The organism is Kribbella sp. NBC_00359 (genome assembly GCF_036097425.1).
Classification (GTDB): domain Bacteria; phylum Actinomycetota; class Actinomycetes; order Propionibacteriales; family Kribbellaceae; genus Kribbella.
In genome coordinates this window covers 1,954,734-1,977,653 of the sequence record NZ_CP107975.1, presented here as the reverse complement: position 1 = coordinate 1,977,653, position 22,920 = coordinate 1,954,734, and the positions used below count along the sequence as shown (strand labels likewise).

Genomic DNA, 22,920 nt, shown 5'->3' with positions numbered 1-22,920 from the left:
TTGACTGACTGTCATGACGACGAACACGGTAAACCCCATCCCCGACGGTTATCACTCGCTGACCCCGTACCTCGCCGTACCGGACGGCGCGAAGGCGATCGAGTTCTACCAGTCGGTGTTCGGGGCCGAGGTGATCAGCCGGCAGGACATGCCGGACGGGCGGGTCGGTCAGGCGGAGCTGAAGTTCGGGAACTCGATGCTGCAGCTCAGCGACCAGATGCCGCAGCTCGGGCTGCGCGCGCCGAACGGCGAGTGGGTGCATTCGTCGCTGGTGCACTACGTGCCCGACGTGGACGCGACGTACGCGAAGGCGGTCGCGGCCGGTGCGAAGCCGGTGGAAGAGGTGCAGACGTTCATGACCGGTGACCGCTTCGGCACCGTGATCGACCCGTTCGGCCACCGCTGGGCGATCCTGACGAAGGTCGAGGACGTGTCGCGCGAGGAGGCCGACCGCCGGGTCAAGGAGTGGCTGGCCTCGAACCCGGAAGGGCTGGAGTAGTCCAGAAAGCCTTGTGCACAAGGCGCTTCCTCGGATGAGCACGAGGAAGCGGCCCGCCGGAACCGTCCCCTGCGGCAGTTTCGGCGGGCCGCTGACTAAGAGTGTGCACGCGATCACGGAAAATGGCAACCCGTCAGTTGATGAAACAGTGACTTGAAGTGAGCGTTTCGGCCTGCTGGGCAGGCCGAACCGGTGCCGCCCCGGTCCGGTAGGCTTTGGTCGCAAGAGCCTGGATGCGTTGCCGGATGAATGTCCGGTGAACGTCTCCGGGCTTCACCGTTTCCAGCGTCGGCAGCCACGGGGTGTGAGGCCGTTCCTTTTGGGACAGCTCATCGCGTCAGGGGCCCCGCGCGTGAAGAGGAGGGCTGAGATGCCCGCAATCGTGCTCGTCGGCGCCCAATGGGGCGATGAGGGCAAAGGCAAGGCGACCGATCTGCTCGGCAACACGGGCGAGGTCATCGACTACGTGGTCAAGTTCAACGGCGGCAACAACGCCGGCCACACGGTCGTGATCGGATCCGAGAAGTACGCGCTGCACCTGCTCCCGAGTGGCATCCTCACGCCGGGTGTGACCCCGGTGATCGGCAACGGCGTCGTGGTGGACCTGAGCGTCCTTTTCGAGGAGCTCGACGCGTTGCAGGCCCGCGGGGTCGACACGTCGAAGCTCGTCGTGAGTGCGAGCGCCCACGTCATCCCGCCGTACAACCGCACGCTGGACAAGGTGACCGAGCGGTTCCTCGGCAGCCGCAAGATCGGGACCACGGGCCGTGGCATCGGCCCGACGTACGCCGACAAGATGAACCGGGTCGGCATCCGGGTCCAGGACCTGTACGACGAGAAGATCCTCGAGCAGAAGGTCACCGGCGCGCTGGAGCAGAAGAACCAGCTGCTGGTGAAGGTGTACAACCGGCGTGCGGTCGAGATCCGCGAGGTGCTGGACGAGCTGCTCGGGTACGCCGACCGCCTCAAGCCGATGGTGGCCGACACGAGCCTCCTGCTGAACAAGGCGCTGGACGACGGCAAGACGGTCCTGATGGAGGCCGGCCAGGCGACGCTCCTGGACGTCGACCACGGCACGTATCCGTTCGTCACATCGTCCAACGCGATCTCCGCGGGCGCCTGTACCGGGACCGGCATCCCGCCGACCCGGATCGACCGCGTCATGGCCGTGGTGAAGGCGTACACGACCCGCGTCGGCGAGGGCCCGTTCCCGACCGAGCTGCTGGACGCCGACGGCGAGTGGCTGCGGCAGCAGGGCTTCGAGTTCGGTACGACGACGGGCCGGCCGCGCCGGTGTGGCTGGTACGACTCGGTCATCGCCCGGTACGCCGCCCGCGTGAACGGCGTCTCCGACTTCGTCCTCACCAAACTGGACACGCTGACCGGCCGGGACAAGATCCCGGTCTGCGTCGCGTACGACGTGTACGGCGTCCGCCACGACGAGATGCCGATGACCCAGACCGACTTCCACCACGCGACGCCGGTCTACGAGGAGTTCGACGGCTGGTCCGACGACATCACCGGCTGCCGCTCCTTCGACGACCTCCCGAAGGAAGCCCAGACCTACGTCCGCGCCGTCGAATCCCTCAGCGGCGCCCGCATCTCCGCCATCGGCGTAGGCCCCGAACGCTCCCAGATCGTCCAGCTCTGAGCCCGGGCGGCCTCCCCTTCAGCTCGCGACGCTTCAGTTGCCGATGAAGGGGAGGTCGCGGATCAGGGGGGCGTTGCGGAGGTCGCCGATGGTGGGGCGGTTGAGGGTGGGGGCCTCGATGGGGGTGCGGGCCCAGGCGGCGCCTTGGCCCTGGGTGGCTTGGTAGAAGGTGAAGCCGCCGATGGCCAGCAGTACGGCGGCCAGGAGTACCGAGAGCCAGTGGGGACGGAAGGTGTTGCGGGCCGCGATGTGGGCGCCGCGACGGAGTGAACTGCCGCCGGGGCCCCACCAGGCGGTGAAGAGTGCGGTGATGGCCGCGCTGCCGAAGCCGACGGCCGACAAGGGCTGCCAGTCGAGTCCGTAGGCAGTGGCGGCGACGGCGGTGACGATGCCGCCGACGACAACGCCCATCACCAGCGGCAGGATCAGGCAGGGCAGAGTGATCAGGGCTGCGGTCACCAGTTGCAGCGGACTGGACGCCGCGGCCACCACGCCGTCCGATCGCCCGGACCGGCCGCGGAGCTGACGGCGGCGCATGAGCGCAGTGCTGGTGCGGTCGACCGTCCGAGCGATCACGAGCAGGATGATCGCGACAGCGGCACCAAGGCCGGGGTTGAGAGCGGTCAGGCCAGTCAGCGCGACCATTAGGCCGACCACCATCGCAGTCCGCCGGCCGGTCGGCGGAGCCTTCTCAGGCTTCGCCGGCTGACCAGGCTGCTGGTACGGCGCCGGAGCCGGGCCCTGCTGGTACGGCGCAGGAGCCGAGCCCTGCTGGTACGGCGCAGGAGCCGAGCCCTGCTGGTACGGCGCGGGCGCAGGACTCTGGTACGGCGCCGGATTCTGGTACGGCGAAACCGGACCGCCCTGATACGGCAAAGGCATCGCCGCAGGTGCGGCCGCGTTCGGAGCCGGACTGTACGTCGCGGGGTGCATCGGAGCCACCGGCACGGGCTGAGCGGCCTTCTTCGCCGCGGCCGCCTCCCGCAGCTTGTCCCGGATCGGAGCGAACGCCGACATCGGCGGAAGGACCGGTGGCACCAACTGCGCGACATCCGTCGGCGACGGTTCGTCCGACGGCAGCTCCCGCGTCATCAGCGCGGTCTGCGGGTGCAGCTGAACAGTCGGCGGTACCGCGGTGATCGTCGGCGTCTCGCGCGGCGGCAGCGCGTCACGGCCCTCGGCGTACCGGTTGAGGCCGGTCATGATCTCGTCCCGCGTCGGCCGATCGCCCTTGGCCGGCGACAGCGCCGCAGCGAGCAGTGGCTTCAGCCGCGGGTCCAAACCGTCCAGGTCGGCCTGCCCGGTGTGCACCCGGTGCAGCACCGCCTCGAACGGGCCCTTGCCGAACGGCCGGCGTCCGGTGGCGGCGAACGTCACAGTGGCCGCCCAGCCCCACCAGTCGGCCGACTCCGACACCATCTCGCCCTCGATGAGCTCCGGTGCCAGATAGCCCGGCGTACCGATCACCAGACCGGTCTGGGTGAGACGCAGGTCGTCAGCGGCCTGGGCGATGCCGAAGTCGATCATCACCGGCTTGCCGTTGAACATCATCACGTTGCCCGGCTTGAGGTCGCGGTGGATCACTCCGGCCAGGTGGATGGCCTGCAGCGACTCCGCCAGGCATCCAGCCAGTGGCAGCCATTTCCGCGGGGTCAGTGGCCCGCGCTCGTCTACCTGCTCGTCCAGCGGCCGCCCCGGCACGAATCGGGTGACCAGATAGGGCTGGTCGCCCTCCAGGTCGTGGTCGAGGATGCCTGCCACGCCAGGGTGGCTCACCTTCTGCAGTGTGGTCGCTTCGCGCTGCAACCGGGCCCGTGCGATCGGGTCGTGTGCCACATGCGGGCGCAGCACCTTGAGCGCGACCTCCTGGCGCTCCGGTCCCTCGGCCAGGTAGACGACACCCATCCCGCCCTGCCCGAGCCGCCGGATCAACCGGTACGGCCCGACCCGCTCCTCCACCTCCTCGACGGGTGTGGAAGGCGGCCCCCCTGAGACTGACATGGCATCTACGGTACGTCGGCAGCAGACCAAGCAACCGTGATGACCTCTGAGGTAATCGTCTGAATTCTCCTCGTGCCCGAAGCTGAACGCATCAACCACCCGAGGAGGAGACATGAAGGCCTACGCGATCGCCTACCTGCGCAACGTCCGGATGGGCGCGGACATCGTCGAGTACCTGGAGCGCATCGACGACACGCTGGCCCCGTACGACGGCCACTTCATCGTGCACGGGGTCCGCCCGGAGTCCGTCGAGGGCGAGTGGGAGGGTGCGCCGATCGTGATCGAGTTCCCGGACTACGACCACCTGCGCGGCTGGTACGAGTCGCCGGCCTACCTCGAGATCCTCCCGCTGCGCACCCGCAACTCCGACGGCGTGGTGATCTTCGTCGAGGGCGTCGACCGCACCCACAAGGCCACCGACGTACTGGCCTGATCTCCCGTCCGGCTAGTTGACCAGCTCGGGGTAGAGCACGGTCAGGTCCTGGGAGACGGCGGCCTTCGCGCCGCGGGCGGTGTCGTCGGCGAGGACCTCGTGGGCGCCGGACTCGATGCCGTCGAGGGCCTGCTTGGCGATGTCCTCGGGACGGGACTTCGGGGCGGTGACCGCGGTGGTCATGTCGGTGTCGACGTACCCCATGTGCAGGCCGGTGACGCCGATGCCGCGGTTGCGCAGTTCGAGCCGGATGGCGTTGGTCTGCAGCCAGAACGCGGCCTTGGTCGCGGAGTACGCGCCGTGCCGGGCGACCCAGGACAGGGCCGAGTGGGCGTTCAGGATGTGGCCGCCGCCGTTCCGCTCGATGATCGGGACGAAGGCCCGGGTCAGCTCGAGCGGGCCGAAGAAGTTCGCGTCGAAGACCGCCCGGATCTCTGCGGCCGGTGCGCCCAGGTAGGTGTCCGGCGAGCTGGCGCCGGCGTTGTTGATCAGGACGGTGACGTCGGTAGCGGCCGCGGCCAGCGCCTCGATCGATGCCGCGTCGGTGATCTCCAGCGGCAGCGGGACAACGCGCGGGTCGGAGCTGTCCTGCGGGTTGCGAGCGGTCGCGTAGACCTTGGCGACACCCCGGTCGAGCAGATTGTCGACGATTGCCTTGCCGATGCCGCGCTGCCCGCCGGTGACCAGGACGACGGCGCCTGCGAGTGAGGTCATCTGAAACTCCCTAGATAGAAACCGATCTGTTTCCATGACTGTAAACCGATCGGTTTCCTCGCGCAAATCCAGCCGGTACCCTCGTTCCATGACCACCTCGGCAACCCCCCGCGAGCGGCTCCTGGACGCCGCGGGCGAATTCTTCTACCGCGACGGCGTCAACATCGGAGTGGACGCGCTCTGCAAGGCGGCCGGGGTGTCGAAGAAGTCCATGTACCAGCTGTTCCGGTCCAAGGACGAGCTGATCGCGGAGAGCCTGGCCAACCGCGGGGCGGTGTACCAGACCCTGCTGCATCCCGGCGCGGAGGATGACCGGCCGGCCCGGGACCGGATCCTGGAGGTGTTCGAGCGACAGGACGCTGTGGTTGCTGCTGGCAACTTCTTGGGCTGCCCGTACGTGAGTACGGCGGTGGAGCTGAAGAATCCCGAGCACCCGGGGTCGGTGGTCGCGCGGCACTTCAAGCAGCAGCTGACCGACTTCTTCCACCGCGAGTTGGTGAAGGCCGGCGCGGAGGATCCTGGCACGCTGGCGATCCAGCTGACGATCATCTTCGACGGTGCGAGCGCGCGATCCGTCGTACGGGCGCAGCCGCTGGGCGGCATCGGCGTCACCACCGCGGCCGCGCTGCTGGACGCGGCCGGCGTTCGCTCCGGCGACCTGGCGACGCAGCTGAGCTGATCCCGCCCGCACGTAGGCTCAGTGCCTTGTCCTGATGGAGGAGGCGCGAGTGGAGATCCCGGCGGCGTTTCACGACCTGTTGTCCTCGACAGCGGTCGCGATGGTGGGCACGATCGGCAAGCGTGGCGAGCCGCAGGTCACGCCGCTGTGGTTCCTCTGGGACCGCGAACGGGTGCGCATCAGCCTGGTCGACGGCCGGCAGAAGCTGCGTAACCTCCAGCGCAACCCGCTGATCTCGGTCGTGATCGTCGACCCGGCCCGCCCGACGCACTACGTCGAGCTCCGCGGCCGGATCGACGATCTGGTCCCTGACCCGGAGTTCGCGCTCGAGCAGGCGATCGCCCGGAAGTACGCCGGCGAGTGGGCGGACGTGGAGCCGCCGGGCACCACGCGATACGCCACCAGCGTCATCGTCGAACGCATCACGAGTCAGCTGGGACACCCGTGACGGAGGGTAGTGCCGGGGTGGTCATGACCGCGGCTCCGGCGGTCGGGAGCTGGCGTGGGATCATGGGACAAGTTCTCACTTTGTTCCACTGAGCTGGGAAAAGCCGTGCGGTTGTTCCGTTGTGAAGCTGATTTCCGCCGGGATATTGACGCGCTCACCGTCCGTCGTCAAACTTTCGCAAAGACCCTGCGCTAGTGCCTCCGGGCACGCGGGGGAGCGCAGTGTCCTACCGCCCCCGAAGACAGGACATCCGCCCATGCGAACCAAACCCCTGCTCCTGGCCACAGCGTGTGCAGCGCTGGTGGCCGGAGCCCTCAGCAGCCCAGCGGTCGCCGCGTCCAGCGCCGACTCACCGCATTCCGCCGTACCAGCAGCTGTCGATGCACCTGCGACGTTCACTCATCCTGGTGTCGGGGTGAGCCGGGCTCAACTGGACTTCGTCCGGGCCAAGGTGCAGGCCGGCGCACAGCCGTGGACCAACGCGTTCAACCAGGCCAAGAGCAGTTCGTACGCATCTCTCTCGCGTACGCCGACCCCACGCGCGGTCGTGGAATGCGGCCCGTACTCGAATCCGAACCTCGGTTGTACCAACGAGCGTGAGGACGCCATCGCGGCGTACACCGACGCCCTGCTCTGGTACCTCACCGGTGACGATCGCTATGCGCAGAAGGCGATCCAGTTGATGGACGCGTGGTCGGCGACCATCCAGGACCACACGAACAGCAATGCGCCGCTGCAGACCGCGTGGTCGGCGTCGTCCTGGCCGAAGGCCGCGGAGATCATCAGGTACGTGTACGGGAACTGGCCGAACTCGGGCCGGTTCGCGACGATGCTGCGCAACGTGTACCTGCCCGAGATCATCAACGGCTCGAACTCCAACGGGAACTGGGAGTTGAGCATGACCGAGGCGATCCAGGGCATCGGCGTGTTTCTCGAGGACAAGACCGTGTACGACAAGGCTATCGCGCTGTACCGGGTCCGGGTGCCGGCGTACGTGTACCTGGAGTCGGACGGTGCGCTGCCGAAGACGAAGCCGAGCCAGAACCTCGACACCCGCGACAAGATCGTCGCGTACTGGCAGGGCCAGGGGACCTTCGTGACCGGTCTGACTCAGGAGACCTGTCGCGACTTCACCCACACCGGCTACGGCATCTCGTCGATCTCGCACGTACTGGAGACGTCCCGGATCCAGGGGATCGACCTCTACCCGGAGTTCGGTGAGCGGCTGCGGCAGGCGCTCGGATTCCAGTCCCGGTGGGAGCGCAACCTCGAGCCGGTGCCGTCCTGGCTGTGCAACGGCACTGTCAACCGCGGCCTCGGCCCGATCACCGAGGTCGGCTACAACGCCCTGCACACCCGCCTCGGCATCGCGATGACGAACACCCAGGCTCTGACCGAGTCGCGCCGCCCGGCCGGCTCGAACAACCTGTTCGTCGCGTGGGAGACCCTGACCCACGCCGAGAACCCTTCATAACAAGGCTTCCGGGAGAGCTGGAACTCTGCCCTTCAGCTCTCCCGGAGCAGTTCAGATCTGGGCCTCGCCGCGCTTCCAGTAGCCCTGGAAGGAGATGGCCGCCTTCGGCATGCCGACCGCGTTGACCAGGTGGCGGCGGACCGACTTGATCATCGACGACTCGCCGGCCACCCAGGCGTAGTCGGCGTCGTACGGCAGGCCGGCGGACTTGAGGGCTTCGAGCAACGACATGTCACCGCCGGGCGTGATCCAGGTGATGTCGGCGGAGCCTGGGGTCGGCAGCGGCCGGATGTCGCGGGCGCCGGGGACCTCGACGAAGACGGTCGCGTGGACGGCGGCGGGCAGCTGCTCGAGGATCCCGGCGAGGGCCGGCAGCGCGGTCTCGTCGGCGACCAGGACGCGGCGCACGCTGGTCGCCGGTGGGACGTAGTCGACCCCGGAGTGCAGCAGGCCCTTGGTGCTGGTCGTGTCCACCGCGAAGGGCAGGATCAGGCCGGCCTGGTCGCCCGGCCGAGCCTCGCTGACCCAGGCCGAGGCCGGGCCGTTCACGCCGTGCAGGACGAACTCGACGTCGAGCTCGGCGACCTCGGGACGCAGCGCGCGGACGGTGTACGTCCGCATGATGAAACGCTCCTCGACCGGCTGCGCACACCATTCCGGGTACCACTCAGGGCCGGACGGGAGCTTGATGTCGCTGGCGTCGGGCGGCGCGAGCAGCACCTTGATCCGCTGGTCCGGTCCGGCGGTGACCGCCTCCGCGATCCGCGGTGCGACGAACGTCACGCGGCGCAGGTGCGGGCTCAGGTCGTCGACGGCCGCCACGGTGGCGAGGACGGAATCGAACACGATCGGCCGCTCGAGCACAGTCGTCATGCTTTGGTTTCTCCATGTCTTGGCTACCCCGCCCCACCGCCCCGGTCAGGAAACTCCGCAGATGCGGACCCGTGGACGACCGGGTTATTCTGTGGCGTCTAGAGGTTAGCCTTACCTAAGAGGATGCCGAAGTCCAATGCCCCCGCCCACTGTCGTCTCGGCCGACCCCGCTGTCGCCGTCTCGTCGCGCCCTCGGCGTACCAGGCGAGCGACACTCGTCCTCGGCCTGATCGGCTGCATCGCCTTGCTCGTGCTGGTGACCTTGCTCAGCATCGCGGTCGGGTCGAAGCAGATCCCGTTGCCGACGGTGATCGATGCCTTGCGCCACTACAACGAGGGGGACACCGATCAGGTGATCGTCCGCTCACTGCGCGTGCCGCGGACCGTGATCGGTCTGCTCGTCGGTGCCGCCCTGGGGTTGTCCGGGGCGCTGATGCAGGGCGTCACCCGGAACCCGCTGGCCGATCCCGGCATCCTCGGGGTCAACGGTGGCGCCGCGCTCTTCGTTGTCGGCGGCATCTACTGGTTCGGGTTGTCGAGTCTGACGGCGTACGTCTGGCTCGCGTTCGTGGGTGCGGCGGCCGCGTCCGTCGTCGTCTATCTGCTCGGGTCGCTCGGCCGCGAGGGGGTGACGCCGGTGAAGCTGGCGCTCGCCGGGGCAGCGATGACCGCGATGCTCGGGTCGCTCACCACCGCCGTGCTGATCGGTGACGTCGACACCTTCGACCAGTTCCGGTTCTGGTCGGTCGGGTCGCTGGCCGGCCGCGGTTCGGACATCGCGGGGCAGGTCGCGCCGTTCATCCTGATCGGGATCGTGCTGGCGCTGGTCTCGGGGCGGTTGCTGAACGCGTTGTCGCTCGGTGACGAGGTGGCGAAGTCGCTCGGTCAACGGGTCGGCCTGGCCCGGTTGTTCGTCGCGGTGGTCGTCGTACTGCTGTGTGGAGCGGCCACGGCGGCGGCGGGACCGATCGGTTTCATCGGGTTGACGATCCCGCACGTCGCGCGGTTGGTGACCGGTCCGGACTACCGCTGGATCCTGCCGTACTCGATGCTGCTGGCGCCGATCCTGCTGCTCGGTGCCGACGTCCTCGGCCGGATCGTCGCGCAGCCCGGTGAGCTGCAGGTCGGCATCGTCACCGCGGTGATCGGTGCGCCGTTCTTCATCGCGCTGGTACGGCGACGGAAGTTGGCCGACCTATGACGACGACGGCTGAGGCGGTTCAGGTCATCACCCGAGCCCGGGCGGCTCGGCAGGCACGATCGCTGCTGGTGATCGTCGTACTCGCGGTCGTCGTCTTCGCGACGTTCTGCGTCTCGCTGTCGCTGGGTGACTTCAAGATCCCGGTTCTCGAGGTGGTGAAGACGCTGTTCGGTGGCGGGGACAGGGCGACCGGGTTCATCGTCAACCAGCTTCGGTTGCCGAGGGCACTCACCGGCCTGTTGGTCGGGGCCGCGCTCGGCATGTCCGGCGCGATCTTCCAGAGCATCGCCCGCAACCCGCTGGCCAGCCCGGACATCATCGGCGTCACGTACGGCGCCAGCGCGTTCGCCGTGTTCGCCATCGTCACGCTGGGGCTGACCGGGGTCGCGGTGTCGGGCCTCGCGATCGTCGGTGCGGTGCTGACCGCGTTCATCATGTACGTGCTGGCGTGGCGACAGGGGGTGTCGAGTTACCGGTTGATCCTGATCGGGATCGGGACCGGTGCGATTGCCACCAGCATCACGTCGTACCTGTTGACCAAGGCAAGGGTCGAGATCGCGCAGCAGGCGCTGATCTGGCTGACCGGGAGCCTGAACGGGCGGGACTGGTCGAACGTGCGGTCCCTTGCGATCACGCTTGTGGTCCTGGCGCCGCTGACGGCGTTCCTCGTGCATCGGCTGCGCATTCTGCAGCTCGGCGACGAGACGGCGTACGGGCTGGGGTTGCGGGTGGAGAGCTCGCGGCTTGGGCTGATCGTCATCGCGGTCCTGATGGCCGCGGTGGCGACGGCGGCGGCCGGGCCGATCGGGTTCGTCGCGTTCGTCGCGGCGCCGATCGCGCGGCGGGTGACGCGATCACCGGGGCCGGCGATGATCGCGTCCGCGCTGCTCGGCGCGCTGGTGGTGGCGCTGTCGGACCTGATCGCACAGCACGCGTTCGGGGACACGCAGTTGCCGGTCGGCGTGGTGACCGGCGTGGTGGGTGCGCCGTACCTGATGTTCCTGCTGGCCCGGGCCAACCGGGTCGGGAGTGGTGGCTGAGAGATGGAGAACTCTGTGGAACACAGCTTGGCTGCCGACGAGCTCGCGATCGGCTATGACCAGCGGGAGATCATCCACGACCTGTCGGTGCGGATCCCGACCGGGAAGATCACCGTCATCGTGGGCGCCAACGCCTGCGGCAAGTCCACGCTGCTGAAGACGTTGGCCCGGCTGCTGAAGCCGTCGCGGGGGACCGTGCTGCTGGACGGCAAGAGCATCCAGTCGATCCCGACCCGGGAGGTGGCGACCAAGCTCGGATTGTTGCCTCAGTCACCGATCGCACCGGAGGGGATCACGGTCGCCGACCTGGTCGGACGCGGGCGGTACCCGCGGACCCGGTGGATCCGGCAGTGGACCAGGACCGACGACGAAGCGGTCGCGGCCGCGATGACGTCGACCGACGTACTCTCGCTCGCGGATCGGCCGATCGACGAGTTGTCCGGCGGTCAGCGGCAGCGGGTGTGGATCGCGATGGCGCTCGCGCAGGAGACGGACATCCTGCTGCTGGACGAGCCGACGACGTTCCTCGACCTGACCCACCAGTTCGAGGTGCTCGATCTGCTGGTCGACCTGAACAAGTCCGAGGAGCGGACGATCGTCCTGGTCCTGCACGACCTGAACCAGGCCTGCCGGTTCGGCGACCACCTGATCGCGATGAAGGACGGCGCCATCGTTGCCGAGGGCAACCCGCGCGAGGTCGTCACCGAGGCGGTCGTCGAGGACGTCTTCGACCTGGCGGTCAAGATCGTCCCCGACCCTGTCGCCGGCAGCCCGATGGTCGTCCCGATCGGCCGCCAGACGACCCGCGCCGACGCCGTCGAGACTCGGCCGTCAGCTGCAAGAACATCTCCGGCTGCCGCGGCGCTCGCCGCATCGGCCGCCGCCAACGGAGTCTGCCGCCCGTCCGGCCGCTAGATCATCGCGCCACTCTGGCGCGGGTCTGGTACAGGATCAGACCCGCCAGGAGGGCGCCAAGGGTGCCGAGGGCGAGGTCGCCGAGGGTGTCGGTGTACGCCGTCTGGAGCTCAGTCGAGTTGCGGACGAAGGCGAAGTACTCACCGATCTCCCACACCACGGCGGCGGTAGCGCCGAAGCCGAGGGCTACGAAGGCCGTCAGACCGCGGGAGAGGTTGCGGGGTGCGAAGGCGAGCAGGACGCCGGCGGTGAGGAATCCCCAGAGGATGAAGTGCATCGCGTCGTCCCACCAGTTCACCGTGTCGAACAGGTTGAGCCGGTTGCCGATCAGATCGATCAGCCACGGGAGAGTCATCAGCAGGTCGGCGGGCCACGGGAAGTGGTCGTGCAGCTTGCTCTTCGCCCGACCGTAAGCCCACCACCACAGCGGCAGCGCCATCGCGCCGATCGGGTAGACGATCAGCCGTGCGGTCGACGCCTTCCCCTTGATCCCGCTCAGGTCCGGCCAGATCAGTGCCGAGAGCAACAAAGCGAAGAGCAGCACCTTCGCGGCCAGAGCGGCGTACCGGATGGCGTTCACCCGCACCGCCGGGGTGGTCGTGGCAACCATCGTCGTCATGCCTCTCAGTCAAACCGACCGCTGGGCGAGGCGGATGAGTACAACTACGCGAAAGACCCCCGCGATACCGCCATTGTGGCGGATCGCGGGGGCCCCGGACAGAGGGTCAGCTGACGCTGATCAGGTCGACTACGAAGATCAGGGTCTCGCCGGGCTTGATCGCGCTGCCCGCGCCGCGGTCGCCGTACCCGAGCTGCGGCGGGATGACCAGCTTGCGCCGGCCGCCGACCTTCATCCCCTGGACGCCGGTGTCCCAGCCCTGGATGACCTGGCCGACGCCGAGCTGGAAGGCCAGCGGGGCACCGCGGTTGTACGACGCGTCGAATTCCTCGCCGGTCGAGTGGGCCACGCCCACGTAGTGCACATTGACCCGGGAACCGGCCTTGGCCTCGTCGCCGTCGCCCACGGTGATGTCGGTGATCTCGAGATCCGCCGGCGGCGGCCCGTCCGGAAAGTCGATCTCTGGCTTCTCAGTCATGTCACAAGCTAAGCAGATCGGTTCATTCGGCCCCAAGGCGGTGCGCGGAGAGTTCCGGGTAAATGCCGGTTGAGGACCTGTTCGGTGCGACGCGAAGCGGTCTAGGCTCACGGTCACGAGCCCAACCTAGGGGGATGGGCCCGACCAGAGGAGCTTGTCATGACGGATCCCGTCACCCACACGATCGGTGTGCCTGGAGCCACCCTGACGTACGACGTCCGTGGCGATCTCGCCGATCGGCCGGTGTTGCTGATCATCGGTTCGCCGATGGGGGCGAGCGGTTTCCCCACGCTGGCGTCGCAGTTCCCCGATCGGACGGTCGTGACCTACGACCCACGCGGGGTGGAGCGGAGCATTCGCAGCGACGACCTGAGTGAGCTGACACCGGACGACCACGCCGACGACCTGGTCGCGCTGATCGAGGCGCTCGATGCCGGCCCGGTCGACCTCTTCGCCAGCAGTGGCGGCGCGGTGAACGCGCTGGCCCTGACCGCGAAGCGGCCCGACCTGATCAACACCCTGGTCGCGCACGAGCCGCCGCTCGCCGCGGTCGTGCCGGACAGCGAGGCCGCGCTGGCCGCGGTGGCGGACACCTACGACACGTACCAGCGCGACGGCATGGGCGCGGGGATGGCCAAGTTCATCGCCTTGGTCGGTTACGAGGGCGAGTTCACAGCCGACTACCTGCAGCAGCCGGCGCCCGACCCGGCCATGTTCGGCCTGCCCACCGAGGACGACGGTTCCCGCGACGACGCCCTGCTCGGGCAGAACATTCGCGGCTGTACGTCGTACCAGCCCGACTTCGACGCTCTCGGCAAGGCCAAGGACCGGATCGTGATCGGCGTCGGTGAGGAGTCCGGCAACCAGATGGCGGCTCGTGGCGGCAAGGCGGCGGCTGCTCGCCTCGACCTCGAGCCGGTCGTCTTCCCCGGTGGGCACGGTGGTTTCCTCGGCAACGAGTACGGCCAGCCGGGGAAGCCGGAGGAGTTCGCGGCCAAGCTCCGGGAGGTGCTCGCCCGCTGACCCCTTGAGGGCTAACGTCACACTCTGTGCTGAAGAAACTCACTTCTGTATTCGGTGCGGTCGCTGTGGCGGCGGCTGCTGCTGTTGCTGTCGTCGATTCCCGTTCGGCGGACGCGAGTACGTCGGGCGTAGCGGCTGAGGACTACGGGCAGTACTCGCTGATGTTCGAGCGGTCGGCCGGGCAGTACTTTGCCGGGCAGACCGCTGCGGGGCAGTGGGCGTGGACGCCGTTGAGCGCGACCGAGTCCGACATCTCGTGGGGTGACCCCAAGACGTGGCCGCCGAAGTCGGCGGAGCACTTCATCCATGACGGCGAGTGGGTCCTGCTTGACGGCTACAACGATGGTGCCGGCCGACCGCTGACCCAGATCCAGCGGGTCACGTCCGAGAAGATCGGCGACGCCAACTGCGCCAACCTGCAGCCGATCCCGTCAGCCAGCGGCCGCCAGCACTACGTGAAGTGGAACATCCCCAGCACCGGCTACTGCCTGGAGGCCGTCGGCACCATCAAGCCCCCGAGCGGGTCCACCACCGTCACCTTCCGCCACCTTCAGAAGTGGCTCCCGCCGCACCCCTGCTCCAACCCGTACTACTCCGGCCAGACCTGCATCACCCAATTCGAACAGTGGTGGGACGACAACCAGCACCCGTACTCACTCCAGCTCTCGCGCACCGTCGAACTCGCCCGCGGCCTAGGCATGGCCTTCACCAACCACACCACAGTCCCCCTCCCCTGGAACGCAGACGCCCGCTACTACTGGCATTACTAGCGCACAGGCGCCGGGCGTCCTCCTGCTGTGGTTGCTGGCGGCAATCATCGGCACGCGATTGCTGCGGCTGCGATCGTGAGTTGTCTGGATCTGTCGGTGTCGAAGGGGTTTACGGCCAGCCGGCGGGTGGGGTTGGGGCTGGGTGGGTGAGGACGCGGCCGGTGGGGGTGGCGAGTAGGCGGTCGAGGTTGGACTCGAAGGACTCCTGCATGTGCCAGTCGGCGGTGAGGATGTAGAGGGTCCGGCCGTCGGGGCCGCCGAGGGTGCAGGCGAAGCCGGCGTGTTCGAGCGGGACGGTTTCGAGGATCTTGCCGCCTTCGGCGATGCGGAGGCAGGCGGGGGCGTCGTCGGCCCAGCCGGGTGTCCAGATGGCGCCGTCGGCATCCATCACCATGCCGTCGCCGGTGTGAGGTGCCCAGACGCGGCGGCTCGACAGCGAGCCGTCTGCGGAGATGTCGTACGCCGTCAGCACGCGGGCAAAGGATTCGGCGATGATCAGGGTGTTGTTGTCGGGCGCGATCACCATGCCGTTGGGGAAGGCCAGCTCGTCGGCGACCCGTCGTACCGAACCGTCGGGAGTGATCAGCAGGATGAAGCCGGGGCGTTCCCCTTCGTCGGGGTGGAAGTCGCAGCCGCCGTTCACATAGATGTTGCCGCGGCCGTCGACGACGATCTCGTTCAGACTGCCGTACGACGAGACGTCCGCGTGGACCACCAACTCGCCGGAGGGTTCTTGGCGCAGGAGCAGCCCTTCTTGACCGGAAGTCACCAGCAGGCGCCCGTCCGGCAGCCAGTCGATGGAGAACGGGAGAGTAGTCGGCACCCGGGCCATCACCTCTCGTCGCCCGGTCGCGTCGACCGCCAGGACGTCCTGCGTCCCCCAGTTCGAGCACCACAAGCGCCCGTCATGCCACCGCGCCGACTCGCCAATAACGAGCCCAGTCAACAAGGCCTCAGTCATTACACAACTCCTTCCGTCTTTACCCCTACACGAATGAGAAATGCCGAGATCGACAAGGACCCGTCTGGCTATGCTCGGCGCCATGACGTCGGAGGAGGGCGACCCGCACCGCGAGACGCTCGCTCAACTGGAAGCGCAAGCCGATCACCGGGACGCGGAGCAGACGCTTCTCGCGGCGGGGTGGACCCGATGCGGGGCCGGCGACTGGGCGATCGCGCTCCGATCACCGGACGGCACCGCCGCAGCGCGGATCAGCCCGTTCGATCCGGCCAGCTCGTACTCCGTGGCTCTATACCGAGAGGCCGCGCACACCCGGCAGGTCCCGCAACTGTTCGCGCACCGTCGTCTGGCAGGCGGCGGCGACCTCCAGATCATGGAATGGCTCCAACCCGTCCCCGAGCCCGAGGCCGTCGCGTTCCACAAGGCGATCGCCAGGCGAGAGCCGGAGGTTGCTGAGCTGGCTGATGTCGTACGCCGGATCCATGAGCGGGCCCGGGCAGAGTTGCCCTGGTTCAGATCCGAGTTGGACGACAATCCCGAAAACGTCATGCGCGCCGCGGATGGGCGGATCGTCGCCATCGACCTGTTCGGCGCCGACGGCCCGAACCTCTACGCGACCGTGGCCAATGACCCCGATCTCGTCGTCGCGCGGATCCCCGAGGCCGACCGGCGATTCATGACCGAGATCCCGCTGACCGCCACCGGCCCCTGGGAGCCCGAGGTGCGGGACGCGATGCGCGCCGCACTAGCCGCAGCCGACGCCCGCAAGACCCGCGCCTAGCTCGCTCCGCCCGTCGGCCAATGCGCCGGGTCAACTGCCGTGTCCACGTAGCCACAGCAAGACCGTTGCGCACGCGCCGTACGACGTCAGGTGCCTGTCCCGTCGAAGCGTTCGGTCGGATCCGCGCCGGATCGTGGTCAGGTCCTCGGCGACTGCGAGGAAGTAGCGAAACTGACGCAGGTCCACGGCCGCCACTTTATGGGAGGTAAAGCTCGGCGGATATGAGCTTTGAGCTCCCAGCTGGTAGGCAAAAGGTCCTTCGAACCTGCCGTCCAGAACGAGATCCTTGGTCAAGGGATCGTCTACGGTCCGACACGATCTTCTCGTTTAGTAAGAGGTTCACATCATGACCACCGCACCACTACCACCCCCGAAGCTTCGGCTGGTCTTCCAGATCGATGCGGTCATCGGCACGCCCGTCGATCTAGGAGAGACCGCCGACGGTCGGCGGCGTCGAATCGTGCCCCACGTCGGCGGCACCTTCACCGGCCCGGAACTGACCGGGAGCGTTGTGCCTGGCGTCAGTGGCGACTGGCAGACGATCAACCCGGACGGATCCAGCGTCGGTGACATCCGCATGGGCCTGCACGCAACCTCCGGAGCCAACCTCTACCTGCAGATGCGTGCGGTACGCCACGGACCGCCCGAGGTGCTCGCCCGATTGGCGGCCGGCGCGGACGTCGACCCCTCGGAGTATGTGTTCCGCGCCAGCGCACAGATTGAAACCACTCAACCGGAGCTGAACTGGCTCAACCTCGGTGTGTTCACCGTCGTCGCCGGCCGCCAGCCCGACGGAGTCTCCTTCGCCGTGTACATCGTCGAATGACCGACTCGATGCCCGGCAGTCGGAACCAGGTTCCCTTCAAACCCGGAGTACAGCGATGAACAACGACAGACATCAGGATGGCATCTACCCCTTCCCAGCCGGTATGCAGTCGCGTGAGATCGAAACCAACGGCGTCAAGATCCACGTACGCATCGGCGGGCATGGTCCGGCGGTCGTCATGCTGCACGGCTTCGGTACAACGGGCGACATGTGGGGTCATCTGGCGAGCGCACTCATCGAAGACCACACAGTTGTCGCGCCCGACCTGCGGGGGTTGGGTCTCTCGGCGAAGCCTGAGGGCGGCTACGACAAGAAGAATCAGGCGGTGGACATCTGGGGCGTCCTGGACGCCCTGGGGGTGCAGACGATCGAACTGGTGACGCACGACATCGGCATCATGGTCGGCTACGCAGTCGCCGCCACCCACCCCGAGCGGGTGAGCCGATGGGTGGCGATCGATGCGCCGCTGCCCGGCATCGGGCCCTGGGATCAGATCACCCAGGATCCGACGATGTGGCACTTCGGCTTCGGTGGTCACGACATGGAGCGCCTGGTCGCCGGCCGCGAGCGCATCTATCTCGACCGCTTCTGGAACGAACTCTCCGTGGACCCGACGCGGTTCGACGAAGCGAAGCGCGAGCACTATGCGGCGCTCTATGCGCAACCCGGCGCGATGCGAGCGAGTTTTGCGCAGTTCCTGACGTTCGGCCAGGATGCGGACGACAACGAGAAGTTTCTTGCCCAGGGCAAACTTCAGATGCCGGTCCTGGCCTTCGGAGGCGAAGCCACCTTCGGCCCTGGCATCGGCGCGGTACTGCGGTGTGTCGCCGATGACGTCGAACACGCGGTCATCCCGGATTGCGGGCACTGGATCACGGAAGAGCAGCCGCAGGCGACGACAGACCTGGTCGTCGACTTCCTGAGCCGGGCGCGCTCGGAGCGGACCGCGAAGTAGCGGACGTGGGGTGTACGACGGCCGCCCGGAGGAACCTCTCCGGGCGGCCGCGGGCAGTAAGAGCTACTTCTTGACTGTCTTGTTGTATTGGTCGATCTGGGGCTTGATGGAGTCGGCGGCCGCTTTCATGGCCTGGGTGGGGTCGGTGCCGAGGACTGCTTTTTCGATGCCGTCTTCGGCGGCCTTGCGGGCTTGGGGCATGACGCCGAGGATGCAGCCGGACGAGGCGTTGGTGGGCTTGGTGTTGTGCAGTTGGGTAATCGCGGTGGTGAACTGCGGGTACTGCGCCACCCAGGCCTTGTCGTCAGGCTGGTCAAGGGCCTTGGAGTTGATCGGGAAGTAGCCGGTGCCGGTGTGCCACGCGGCCTGCTGCTCCGGCGACGAGGCGAACTTCACGAACTCCCAGGACGCGCGCTTCTCGGCGTCGGAGTGACCCGGGCCGTCGATCCACAGCGACGCGCCGCCGATGATCGGACCACCGGAGTCCGACGCGGTCAGGTGCGGGAACGGCGCCGTGAGTACCGTGAACTTGCCCTTCGCCGCGTCCAGGTAGCCGCGCAGCGAACCGGTCGACTCCAGGTGCATCGCAGACGTGCCGGCCTTGAAGAGGGCCTGAGCGTCATCGGTCTTCTTGCCGGTGTTCGGCATCAGGCCCTGCTTGACCATCTGCTGGTACCAGGTCGCGACCTTGACGCCGCCGGTGCAGTGGTTGTAGTCAATCGCTTACTTCCAGTGAAAGCGCAGTCTTACACCGCCCGGGGGTCCCTCCGGCCGGAGCACGCTAGGCTGATGGCCCGTGAAGGTCTTGGTGATCGGCTCCGGCGGCCGCGAGCATGCACTGGTCTGGGCGCTGGCCCAGGACCCCGATGTCGAGCAGGTCGTGGCGGCCCCGGGGAACCCTGGCATCGCCGTGTTGCGCCCGGCGTACGACGGGCAAACGATCGTTTGCCGTTCGGTGGACATTTCCGACCACGATGCGGTGGTCGCGCTGGCGAAGGAGCTCGGCGCCGACCTGGTCGTGGTCGGACCGGAGGCGCCGCTGGTGGCCGGGCTGGCTGATCCGCTGCGGGATGCCGGGATCGCGGTCTTCGGCCCGTCCAGGGACGCCGCCCAGATCGAGGGTTCGAAGGCGTTCGCCAAGGACGTGATGGCCGCGGCGAGCGTGCCGACGGGCCGGGCCTATGTGTGTACGACGCCTGAGCAGGCGGCGGAGGCGATCGACGCGTTCGGGCCGCCGTACGTCGTGAAGGACGACGGCCTGGCCGCGGGCAAGGGGGTCGTGGTCACCTCCGACCGGGACGAGGCGCTGGCGCATGCCGCCGAGTGCGAGCAGGTGCTGATCGAGGAGTACCTGGACGGCCCGGAGGTGTCGCTGTTCGCGATCACCGACGGCACCACCGTGCTGCCGATGCAGCCGGCCCAGGATTTCAAGCGCCTCGGCGACAACGACGAGGGCCCGAACACCGGCGGCATGGGCGCCTACACACCGTTGCCCTGGGCACCGGACGACCTGGTCGCCGAGATCACCGAGAAGGTGCTGCAGCCGACGATCGACGAGCTGCGCCGCCGCGGTACGCCGTTCAGCGGCCTGCTGTACGCCGGTCTCGCGCTGACCTCGCGGGGTGTCCGGGTGATCGAGTTCAACTGCCGCTTCGGCGACCCGGAGACGCAGGCCCTGCTGCCGTTGCTGAAGACCCCACTCGCCGGCCTCCTGTACGCCGCCGCGACCGGGAAGCTGGCCGATCACGGACCACTGAGCTGGCAGAGCGCCGCCTCGGTAGCGGTCGTGGTTGCCGCGAAGAAGTACCCGTCCAGCCCGCGCAGTGGTGACGTGATCAGCGGTGTCGACCAGGCGGAGGCCGGCGCGGTCCGCGTCTTCCACGCGGGTACGGCGCTCGACGGCGACGAACTCGTGACGTCGGGCGGCCGGGTCCTCGCGGTCAGTGCCACCGGCAAGGACCTCGACGAGGCCCGGCAGCGCGCCTACGCCGCGGTCGGCCAGATCCGCATCAAGGGCTCCCAGCACCGCACCGACATCGCCCTCAAGGCCGCGCGCGGCGAGGTCACCGTCCTGAGCCTTCGTCCGGGGGCATGAAGAAACCGCCGGCCCCGGGACGGGCCGGCGGTTCCGTTTGCCTGGGTCAGGCGAGGCGCGGTTCCGCGCCGCTCAGCTTCGGCATCAGCTCGGCCTCGGCAGGGACCCGCCGCAGGTGGGCGATGCCCAGCGCCGACAGGATCAGCAGGAACCCGGCCGCCGCGAAGGCGGCGATGGCGCCGATGAGGGCGATCTCGCCCATCTTCCCGAAGGCGTAGGCGTTGAGCAGCAGGCCACGGAGCGTCTCACCGCGGAAGACGGTCTGCACCTGGCCGGCCAGTTTGGCGTCGGTCGGGTTCGCGAGCGACTCCTGGGACAGCTGCGAGTACGTCTTGCCGCCGGCCATCTCGTTGATGTGGACGGCGATGAAGTGGTTGGCGTAGGCCTCGGCCTGCGCGCCGGTCACCAGTTGCTGGCCGGCGTACTGGGACAGGTAGGGCTTGACGGCCGGGTCGTTGAGAGATTCGCTGCCCGCCTTGGGGAAGAAGATCTTCTGCGCGGCGAGCTGACTGTGGACCTGGTCGTCGACGAAGTTGTGTGCCCACAGCATGAGACCGCCCGCTGCGACCAGGACGATCGCGAGGACGAGCCCGGCGGAGGTGAGCAGCGCGTCGAACGTCTTGCGGCGCATGATCGGTTCCTTTCAAGCCGCGGGGTGCGGCTGCTGAGTGTTGAGGAGTGCTACTTCGAGTGTTCGGCCGGCGGCCCGTCGCGGCTATGCACCGAACGGCCCTGATCCGCAGGCCGATGGACCCGAAGCACTCGGGAACCAGATCGATTCGGGCTCTGGGACGATGGCGGGCGTGCTGCGCAGAGGCCTGATCGCGGTCTGACCTGAAATCTCGCGGGAACCTCTCCGCTCCGGCCGACACATACACGGTGAATGACCGTCGTGAGGTCGGAAGGAGCGCGGATGCGCTGCGATATGAGTGGACCGGTCGCGTGAGCGGCCTACTGGTCGACCAGGACGGAGCGAGAGTGTCCGGTAGTTCGGACCGGAGTCTGTGGGACCGGACCGTGGAGGGCGACGCTGACGCCTTCGCGCAACTGTACGACCGGCATGCCCGGGCGATCTACAACTTCCTGTATCGGCGTACCGCATCCTGGAGCGACGCCGAGGACCTGACCTCGGCGGTCTTCCTGCAGGCGTGGCGGCGGCGATCCGAGGTGGTGCTCGACCGCGAGTCGGCCCTGCCCTGGTTGCTCCGGACTGCCGACTACACGGTGCGCAACGACTGGCGCTCCAAAATGCGGTACCGCCGCGCACTGGCCGCCGCGGAGCGACTGCCCACCGAGATCGGTGACCACGCCGACGACGTGGTCGGCCGGATCGACGACGACGAGCGGATCCGGGCCGCCCGTGCGTCGCTGAAGCACCTGCGCCGCCATGAGCGGGAGATCATCGAGCTCTGTGTCTGGGCCGGCCTGGATCAGGCCGCCGCCGCAGTCGCACTCGACGTCCCGATCGGCACCGTGAAGTCCCGCCTCTCCCGCGCGCGCAAGCGGCTGCGCGAACTCAATCTTCCGTCTGTCGTGGAGAACCAGTCATGAACACGCTGCCGCCGGAGCGGGATCTGCCCGCCGCTACCCGAACCCGTCAACGTCACGAGCTGATGGCCATCGTCGACCACGAGTCCGCCGTACCTCGCCGGCGCCGCCTGTTCGTCCCTCTCGCGGCGGCCGCCGCCATCGTCCTGGTCGTCGGCGCGGCGATCGCCGTACCGGCGCTGCGCAGCGACAAGTCGGCATCGTCGGCCGGGCATCCGACGCCCGCAGCGCTGGGAGTACGCACGGTCTTCGAACCGCTCGACGCTGCCCAAAAGGCGGCGTTGATGGCGAAGTGCATCGGGCCGGTCAAGCAAGACCCACCGGCCAAGGTGCTCGACGGCTGGCGGGTCGTGAACCCGCCCGAGAACGCCGCCGCGACGAGCTTCGTGGTGTTGTCCGAGCTCCACGGCTGGAGCTACTGCGGGTTCGATCCGAAGGGCAACCGGGCCGGAGGCAGGGGTCCCCGGATGCCTGGCCAGGCGATCCACGATCCGATCGAGGACTACGGAAGGGGCAGCGGGGCTTACGTGCAGGGCGTCGCTCGCGTCACCGTGACCCCGCATGGTGGGAAGACGTACGAGGCGGAACTCCGGCACGGTTTCTACTTCACGTCGGTGCCCGAGGTCCCGTTCAACAAGAAGCGCACGGACAGTACGCCGTTGGAGTACGTCATCCGGGCGTACGACGGGAACGGCAAGCTGATGTACACGAGCCCGAGGACCGTCGCAGAGCGGAAGGCCCGTCAAGCCCGGTGCGTCCTGGATCCCACCGGCAAGACGTACCTGGCCTGGAGCGGGCCGGGACTCGAGGCAGCCGGTGACATGTCCACCGATCACCCTGCTCCGGGAATGCCCGATCCGAAGACCTGTCAGCTGGCCCTCGTCTGGAACTGGCTGCCCTGACGGCGGTCCCGCGCCGCCCCGGTTCGTCGCACCT

25 protein-coding genes are annotated in these 22,920 nt (G+C 68.0%); 17 read left to right on the top strand and 8 right to left on the bottom strand.

Translation table 11 applies throughout. The features are described 5' to 3' along the window. Nucleotides 1-13: 13 nt before the first annotated feature. Nucleotides 14-499 (top strand): VOC family protein, encoded by a 486-nt coding sequence (locus OG876_RS09640; protein WP_328524447.1) that lies wholly within the window; start codon nt 14-16, stop codon nt 497-499. Between the two features lie 370 nt (nt 500-869). After that, on the top strand, nt 870-2,150 hold the full coding sequence (locus OG876_RS09635) for an adenylosuccinate synthase (RefSeq protein WP_328524446.1): 1,281 nt from the start codon (nt 870-872) through the stop codon (nt 2,148-2,150). 33 nt (nt 2,151-2,183) lie between these two features. Here OG876_RS09635 and OG876_RS09630 read toward each other — a convergent pair whose 3' ends face one another. Further along, a complete protein-coding gene (locus tag OG876_RS09630; protein ID WP_328524445.1) occupies nt 2,184-4,151 on the bottom strand; it encodes a serine/threonine protein kinase in 1,968 nt (655 codons plus the stop codon). Between the two features lie 112 nt (nt 4,152-4,263). On the opposite strand from OG876_RS09630, the gene OG876_RS09625 reads away from it, so the two are divergent. After that, entirely contained in the window at nt 4,264-4,584 is a 321-nt protein-coding gene (locus OG876_RS09625; RefSeq protein ID WP_328524444.1) for a DUF1330 domain-containing protein, read from the top strand. 12 nt (nt 4,585-4,596) lie between these two features. Here OG876_RS09625 and OG876_RS09620 read toward each other — a convergent pair whose 3' ends face one another. Next, nucleotides 4,597-5,298 carry an SDR family oxidoreductase gene (locus OG876_RS09620; protein WP_328524443.1) on the bottom strand — a complete coding sequence of 234 codons (702 nt, stop codon included), beginning with the start codon at nt 5,296-5,298 and terminating at the stop codon, nt 4,597-4,599. 88 nt (nt 5,299-5,386) lie between these two features. Between OG876_RS09620 and OG876_RS09615 the strand changes: the two genes are divergently transcribed. The 3 genes from OG876_RS09615 to OG876_RS09605 all read left to right on the top strand — a co-directional run bounded on the left by OG876_RS09615 (nt 5,387) and on the right by OG876_RS09605 (nt 7,899). Further along, nucleotides 5,387-5,977: a TetR/AcrR family transcriptional regulator gene (locus OG876_RS09615; protein WP_328524442.1), complete on the top strand. Its 591-nt coding sequence runs from the start codon at nt 5,387-5,389 to the stop codon at nt 5,975-5,977. A gap of 34 nt (nt 5,978-6,011) precedes the next feature. Further along, nucleotides 6,012-6,425 carry a TIGR03618 family F420-dependent PPOX class oxidoreductase gene (locus tag OG876_RS09610; protein ID WP_328524441.1) on the top strand — a complete coding sequence of 138 codons (414 nt, stop codon included), beginning with the start codon at nt 6,012-6,014 and terminating at the stop codon, nt 6,423-6,425. A 256-nt stretch (nt 6,426-6,681) separates the two neighbouring features. Beyond that, nucleotides 6,682-7,899: an alginate lyase family protein gene (locus OG876_RS09605; protein ID WP_328524440.1), complete on the top strand. Its 1,218-nt coding sequence runs from the start codon at nt 6,682-6,684 to the stop codon at nt 7,897-7,899. Nucleotides 7,900-7,950: 51 nt separating this feature from the next. Here the strand turns inward: OG876_RS09605 and OG876_RS09600 are convergent, their stop codons facing one another. Then, complete coding sequence (locus tag OG876_RS09600; protein ID WP_328524439.1) at nt 7,951-8,772, bottom strand: siderophore-interacting protein; 822 nt, start codon at nt 8,770-8,772, stop codon at nt 7,951-7,953. A 136-nt stretch (nt 8,773-8,908) separates the two neighbouring features. Here OG876_RS09600 and OG876_RS09595 point away from each other — a divergent pair, with 136 nt between their 5' ends. From OG876_RS09595 to OG876_RS09585, 3 genes are read left to right on the top strand one after another with little or no spacing between them, the layout of a single operon-like run. Then, nucleotides 8,909-9,973: a FecCD family ABC transporter permease gene (locus OG876_RS09595; RefSeq protein WP_328524438.1), complete on the top strand. Its 1,065-nt coding sequence runs from the start codon at nt 8,909-8,911 to the stop codon at nt 9,971-9,973. Further along, nucleotides 9,970-11,013 (top strand): FecCD family ABC transporter permease, encoded by a 1,044-nt coding sequence (locus tag OG876_RS09590; RefSeq protein WP_328524437.1) that lies wholly within the window; start codon nt 9,970-9,972, stop codon nt 11,011-11,013. Before OG876_RS09595 ends, OG876_RS09590 begins: the two co-directional genes overlap by 4 nt. A 3-nt stretch (nt 11,014-11,016) precedes the next feature. Beyond that, a complete protein-coding gene (locus OG876_RS09585) occupies nt 11,017-11,928 on the top strand; it encodes an ABC transporter ATP-binding protein (protein WP_328524436.1) in 912 nt (303 codons plus the stop codon). Between the two features lies 1 nt (nt 11,929). On the opposite strand, the gene OG876_RS09580 is transcribed toward OG876_RS09585, so the two are convergent. Both OG876_RS09580 and OG876_RS09575 read right to left on the bottom strand, forming a co-directional pair. Next, a complete protein-coding gene (locus tag OG876_RS09580; RefSeq protein WP_328524435.1) occupies nt 11,930-12,547 on the bottom strand; it encodes a hypothetical protein in 618 nt (205 codons plus the stop codon). Nucleotides 12,548-12,653: 106 nt separating this feature from the next. After that, nucleotides 12,654-13,025 carry an FKBP-type peptidyl-prolyl cis-trans isomerase gene (locus OG876_RS09575; protein WP_328524434.1) on the bottom strand — a complete coding sequence of 124 codons (372 nt, stop codon included), beginning with the start codon at nt 13,023-13,025 and terminating at the stop codon, nt 12,654-12,656. Between the two features lie 159 nt (nt 13,026-13,184). On the opposite strand from OG876_RS09575, the gene OG876_RS09570 reads away from it, so the two are divergent. Both OG876_RS09570 and OG876_RS09565 read left to right on the top strand, forming a co-directional pair. Beyond that, nucleotides 13,185-14,048 carry an alpha/beta fold hydrolase gene (locus OG876_RS09570; RefSeq protein ID WP_328524433.1) on the top strand — a complete coding sequence of 288 codons (864 nt, stop codon included), beginning with the start codon at nt 13,185-13,187 and terminating at the stop codon, nt 14,046-14,048. A gap of 26 nt (nt 14,049-14,074) precedes the next feature. Further along, entirely contained in the window at nt 14,075-14,818 is a 744-nt protein-coding gene (locus tag OG876_RS09565) for a hypothetical protein (protein ID WP_328524432.1), read from the top strand. A 109-nt stretch (nt 14,819-14,927) separates the two neighbouring features. On the opposite strand, the gene OG876_RS09560 is transcribed toward OG876_RS09565, so the two are convergent. Beyond that, nucleotides 14,928-15,779, bottom strand: a complete 852-nt coding sequence (locus OG876_RS09560; RefSeq protein WP_328524431.1) for an SMP-30/gluconolactonase/LRE family protein — start codon at nt 15,777-15,779, stop codon at nt 14,928-14,930. Between the two features lie 82 nt (nt 15,780-15,861). Here OG876_RS09560 and OG876_RS09555 point away from each other — a divergent pair, with 82 nt between their 5' ends. From OG876_RS09555 to OG876_RS09545, 3 genes are all read left to right on the top strand, one after another. After that, nucleotides 15,862-16,560, top strand: coding sequence for a hypothetical protein (locus tag OG876_RS09555; protein WP_328524430.1), 699 nt, complete (start codon nt 15,862-15,864; stop codon nt 16,558-16,560). A 346-nt stretch (nt 16,561-16,906) separates the two neighbouring features. Further along, entirely contained in the window at nt 16,907-17,386 is a 480-nt protein-coding gene (locus OG876_RS09550) for a DUF3237 family protein (protein WP_328524429.1), read from the top strand. Between the two features lie 55 nt (nt 17,387-17,441). Continuing rightward, nucleotides 17,442-18,341: an alpha/beta fold hydrolase gene (locus tag OG876_RS09545; protein ID WP_328524428.1), complete on the top strand. Its 900-nt coding sequence runs from the start codon at nt 17,442-17,444 to the stop codon at nt 18,339-18,341. 63 nt (nt 18,342-18,404) lie between these two features. On the opposite strand, the gene OG876_RS09540 is transcribed toward OG876_RS09545, so the two are convergent. Beyond that, complete coding sequence (locus OG876_RS09540; RefSeq protein ID WP_442914165.1) at nt 18,405-19,061, bottom strand: extracellular solute-binding protein; 657 nt, start codon at nt 19,059-19,061, stop codon at nt 18,405-18,407. Between the two features lie 76 nt (nt 19,062-19,137). Between OG876_RS09540 and purD the strand changes: the two genes are divergently transcribed. Next, nucleotides 19,138-20,436 carry a phosphoribosylamine--glycine ligase gene (gene purD / locus OG876_RS09535; protein WP_328524426.1) on the top strand — a complete coding sequence of 433 codons (1,299 nt, stop codon included), beginning with the start codon at nt 19,138-19,140 and terminating at the stop codon, nt 20,434-20,436. Between the two features lie 46 nt (nt 20,437-20,482). Here purD and OG876_RS09530 read toward each other — a convergent pair whose 3' ends face one another. Further along, nucleotides 20,483-21,067: a hypothetical protein gene (locus tag OG876_RS09530; RefSeq protein WP_328524425.1), complete on the bottom strand. Its 585-nt coding sequence runs from the start codon at nt 21,065-21,067 to the stop codon at nt 20,483-20,485. 311 nt (nt 21,068-21,378) lie between these two features. Between OG876_RS09530 and OG876_RS09525 the strand changes: the two genes are divergently transcribed. Both OG876_RS09525 and OG876_RS09520 read left to right on the top strand, forming a co-directional pair. Beyond that, nucleotides 21,379-21,987 carry an RNA polymerase sigma factor gene (locus tag OG876_RS09525; RefSeq protein ID WP_328524424.1) on the top strand — a complete coding sequence of 203 codons (609 nt, stop codon included), beginning with the start codon at nt 21,379-21,381 and terminating at the stop codon, nt 21,985-21,987. Next, nucleotides 21,984-22,886: a hypothetical protein gene (locus OG876_RS09520; protein ID WP_328524423.1), complete on the top strand. Its 903-nt coding sequence runs from the start codon at nt 21,984-21,986 to the stop codon at nt 22,884-22,886. Before OG876_RS09525 ends, OG876_RS09520 begins: the two co-directional genes overlap by 4 nt. The last annotated feature ends 34 nt before the right edge of the window (nt 22,887-22,920 follow it).

What these genes read in the sequence shown, in the direction of transcription:
- OG876_RS09640 (WP_328524447.1), top strand. Translation starts at nt 14, where the DNA reads ATGACGACGAACACGGTAAACCCCATCCCCGACGGTTATCACTCGCTG.
- OG876_RS09635 (WP_328524446.1), top strand. Translation starts at nt 870, where the DNA reads ATGCCCGCAATCGTGCTCGTCGGCGCCCAATGGGGCGATGAGGGCAAA.
- OG876_RS09630 (WP_328524445.1), bottom strand. Translation starts at nt 4,151, where the DNA reads ATGTCAGTCTCAGGGGGGCCGCCTTCCACACCCGTCGAGGAGGTGGAG.
- OG876_RS09625 (WP_328524444.1), top strand. Translation starts at nt 4,264, where the DNA reads ATGAAGGCCTACGCGATCGCCTACCTGCGCAACGTCCGGATGGGCGCG.
- OG876_RS09620 (WP_328524443.1), bottom strand. Translation starts at nt 5,298, where the DNA reads ATGACCTCACTCGCAGGCGCCGTCGTCCTGGTCACCGGCGGGCAGCGC.
- OG876_RS09615 (WP_328524442.1), top strand. Translation starts at nt 5,387, where the DNA reads ATGACCACCTCGGCAACCCCCCGCGAGCGGCTCCTGGACGCCGCGGGC.
- OG876_RS09610 (WP_328524441.1), top strand. Translation starts at nt 6,012, where the DNA reads ATGGAGGAGGCGCGAGTGGAGATCCCGGCGGCGTTTCACGACCTGTTG.
- OG876_RS09605 (WP_328524440.1), top strand. Translation starts at nt 6,682, where the DNA reads ATGCGAACCAAACCCCTGCTCCTGGCCACAGCGTGTGCAGCGCTGGTG.
- OG876_RS09600 (WP_328524439.1), bottom strand. Translation starts at nt 8,772, where the DNA reads ATGACGACTGTGCTCGAGCGGCCGATCGTGTTCGATTCCGTCCTCGCC.
- OG876_RS09595 (WP_328524438.1), top strand. Translation starts at nt 8,909, where the DNA reads ATGCCCCCGCCCACTGTCGTCTCGGCCGACCCCGCTGTCGCCGTCTCG.
- OG876_RS09590 (WP_328524437.1), top strand. Translation starts at nt 9,970, where the DNA reads ATGACGACGACGGCTGAGGCGGTTCAGGTCATCACCCGAGCCCGGGCG.
- OG876_RS09585 (WP_328524436.1), top strand. Translation starts at nt 11,017, where the DNA reads ATGGAGAACTCTGTGGAACACAGCTTGGCTGCCGACGAGCTCGCGATC.
- OG876_RS09580 (WP_328524435.1), bottom strand. Translation starts at nt 12,547, where the DNA reads ATGACGACGATGGTTGCCACGACCACCCCGGCGGTGCGGGTGAACGCC.
- OG876_RS09575 (WP_328524434.1), bottom strand. Translation starts at nt 13,025, where the DNA reads ATGACTGAGAAGCCAGAGATCGACTTTCCGGACGGGCCGCCGCCGGCG.
- OG876_RS09570 (WP_328524433.1), top strand. Translation starts at nt 13,185, where the DNA reads ATGACGGATCCCGTCACCCACACGATCGGTGTGCCTGGAGCCACCCTG.
- OG876_RS09560 (WP_328524431.1), bottom strand. Translation starts at nt 15,779, where the DNA reads ATGACTGAGGCCTTGTTGACTGGGCTCGTTATTGGCGAGTCGGCGCGG.
- OG876_RS09555 (WP_328524430.1), top strand. Translation starts at nt 15,862, where the DNA reads ATGACGTCGGAGGAGGGCGACCCGCACCGCGAGACGCTCGCTCAACTG.
- OG876_RS09550 (WP_328524429.1), top strand. Translation starts at nt 16,907, where the DNA reads ATGACCACCGCACCACTACCACCCCCGAAGCTTCGGCTGGTCTTCCAG.
- OG876_RS09545 (WP_328524428.1), top strand. Translation starts at nt 17,442, where the DNA reads ATGAACAACGACAGACATCAGGATGGCATCTACCCCTTCCCAGCCGGT.
- OG876_RS09530 (WP_328524425.1), bottom strand. Translation starts at nt 21,067, where the DNA reads ATGCGCCGCAAGACGTTCGACGCGCTGCTCACCTCCGCCGGGCTCGTC.
- OG876_RS09520 (WP_328524423.1), top strand. Translation starts at nt 21,984, where the DNA reads ATGAACACGCTGCCGCCGGAGCGGGATCTGCCCGCCGCTACCCGAACC.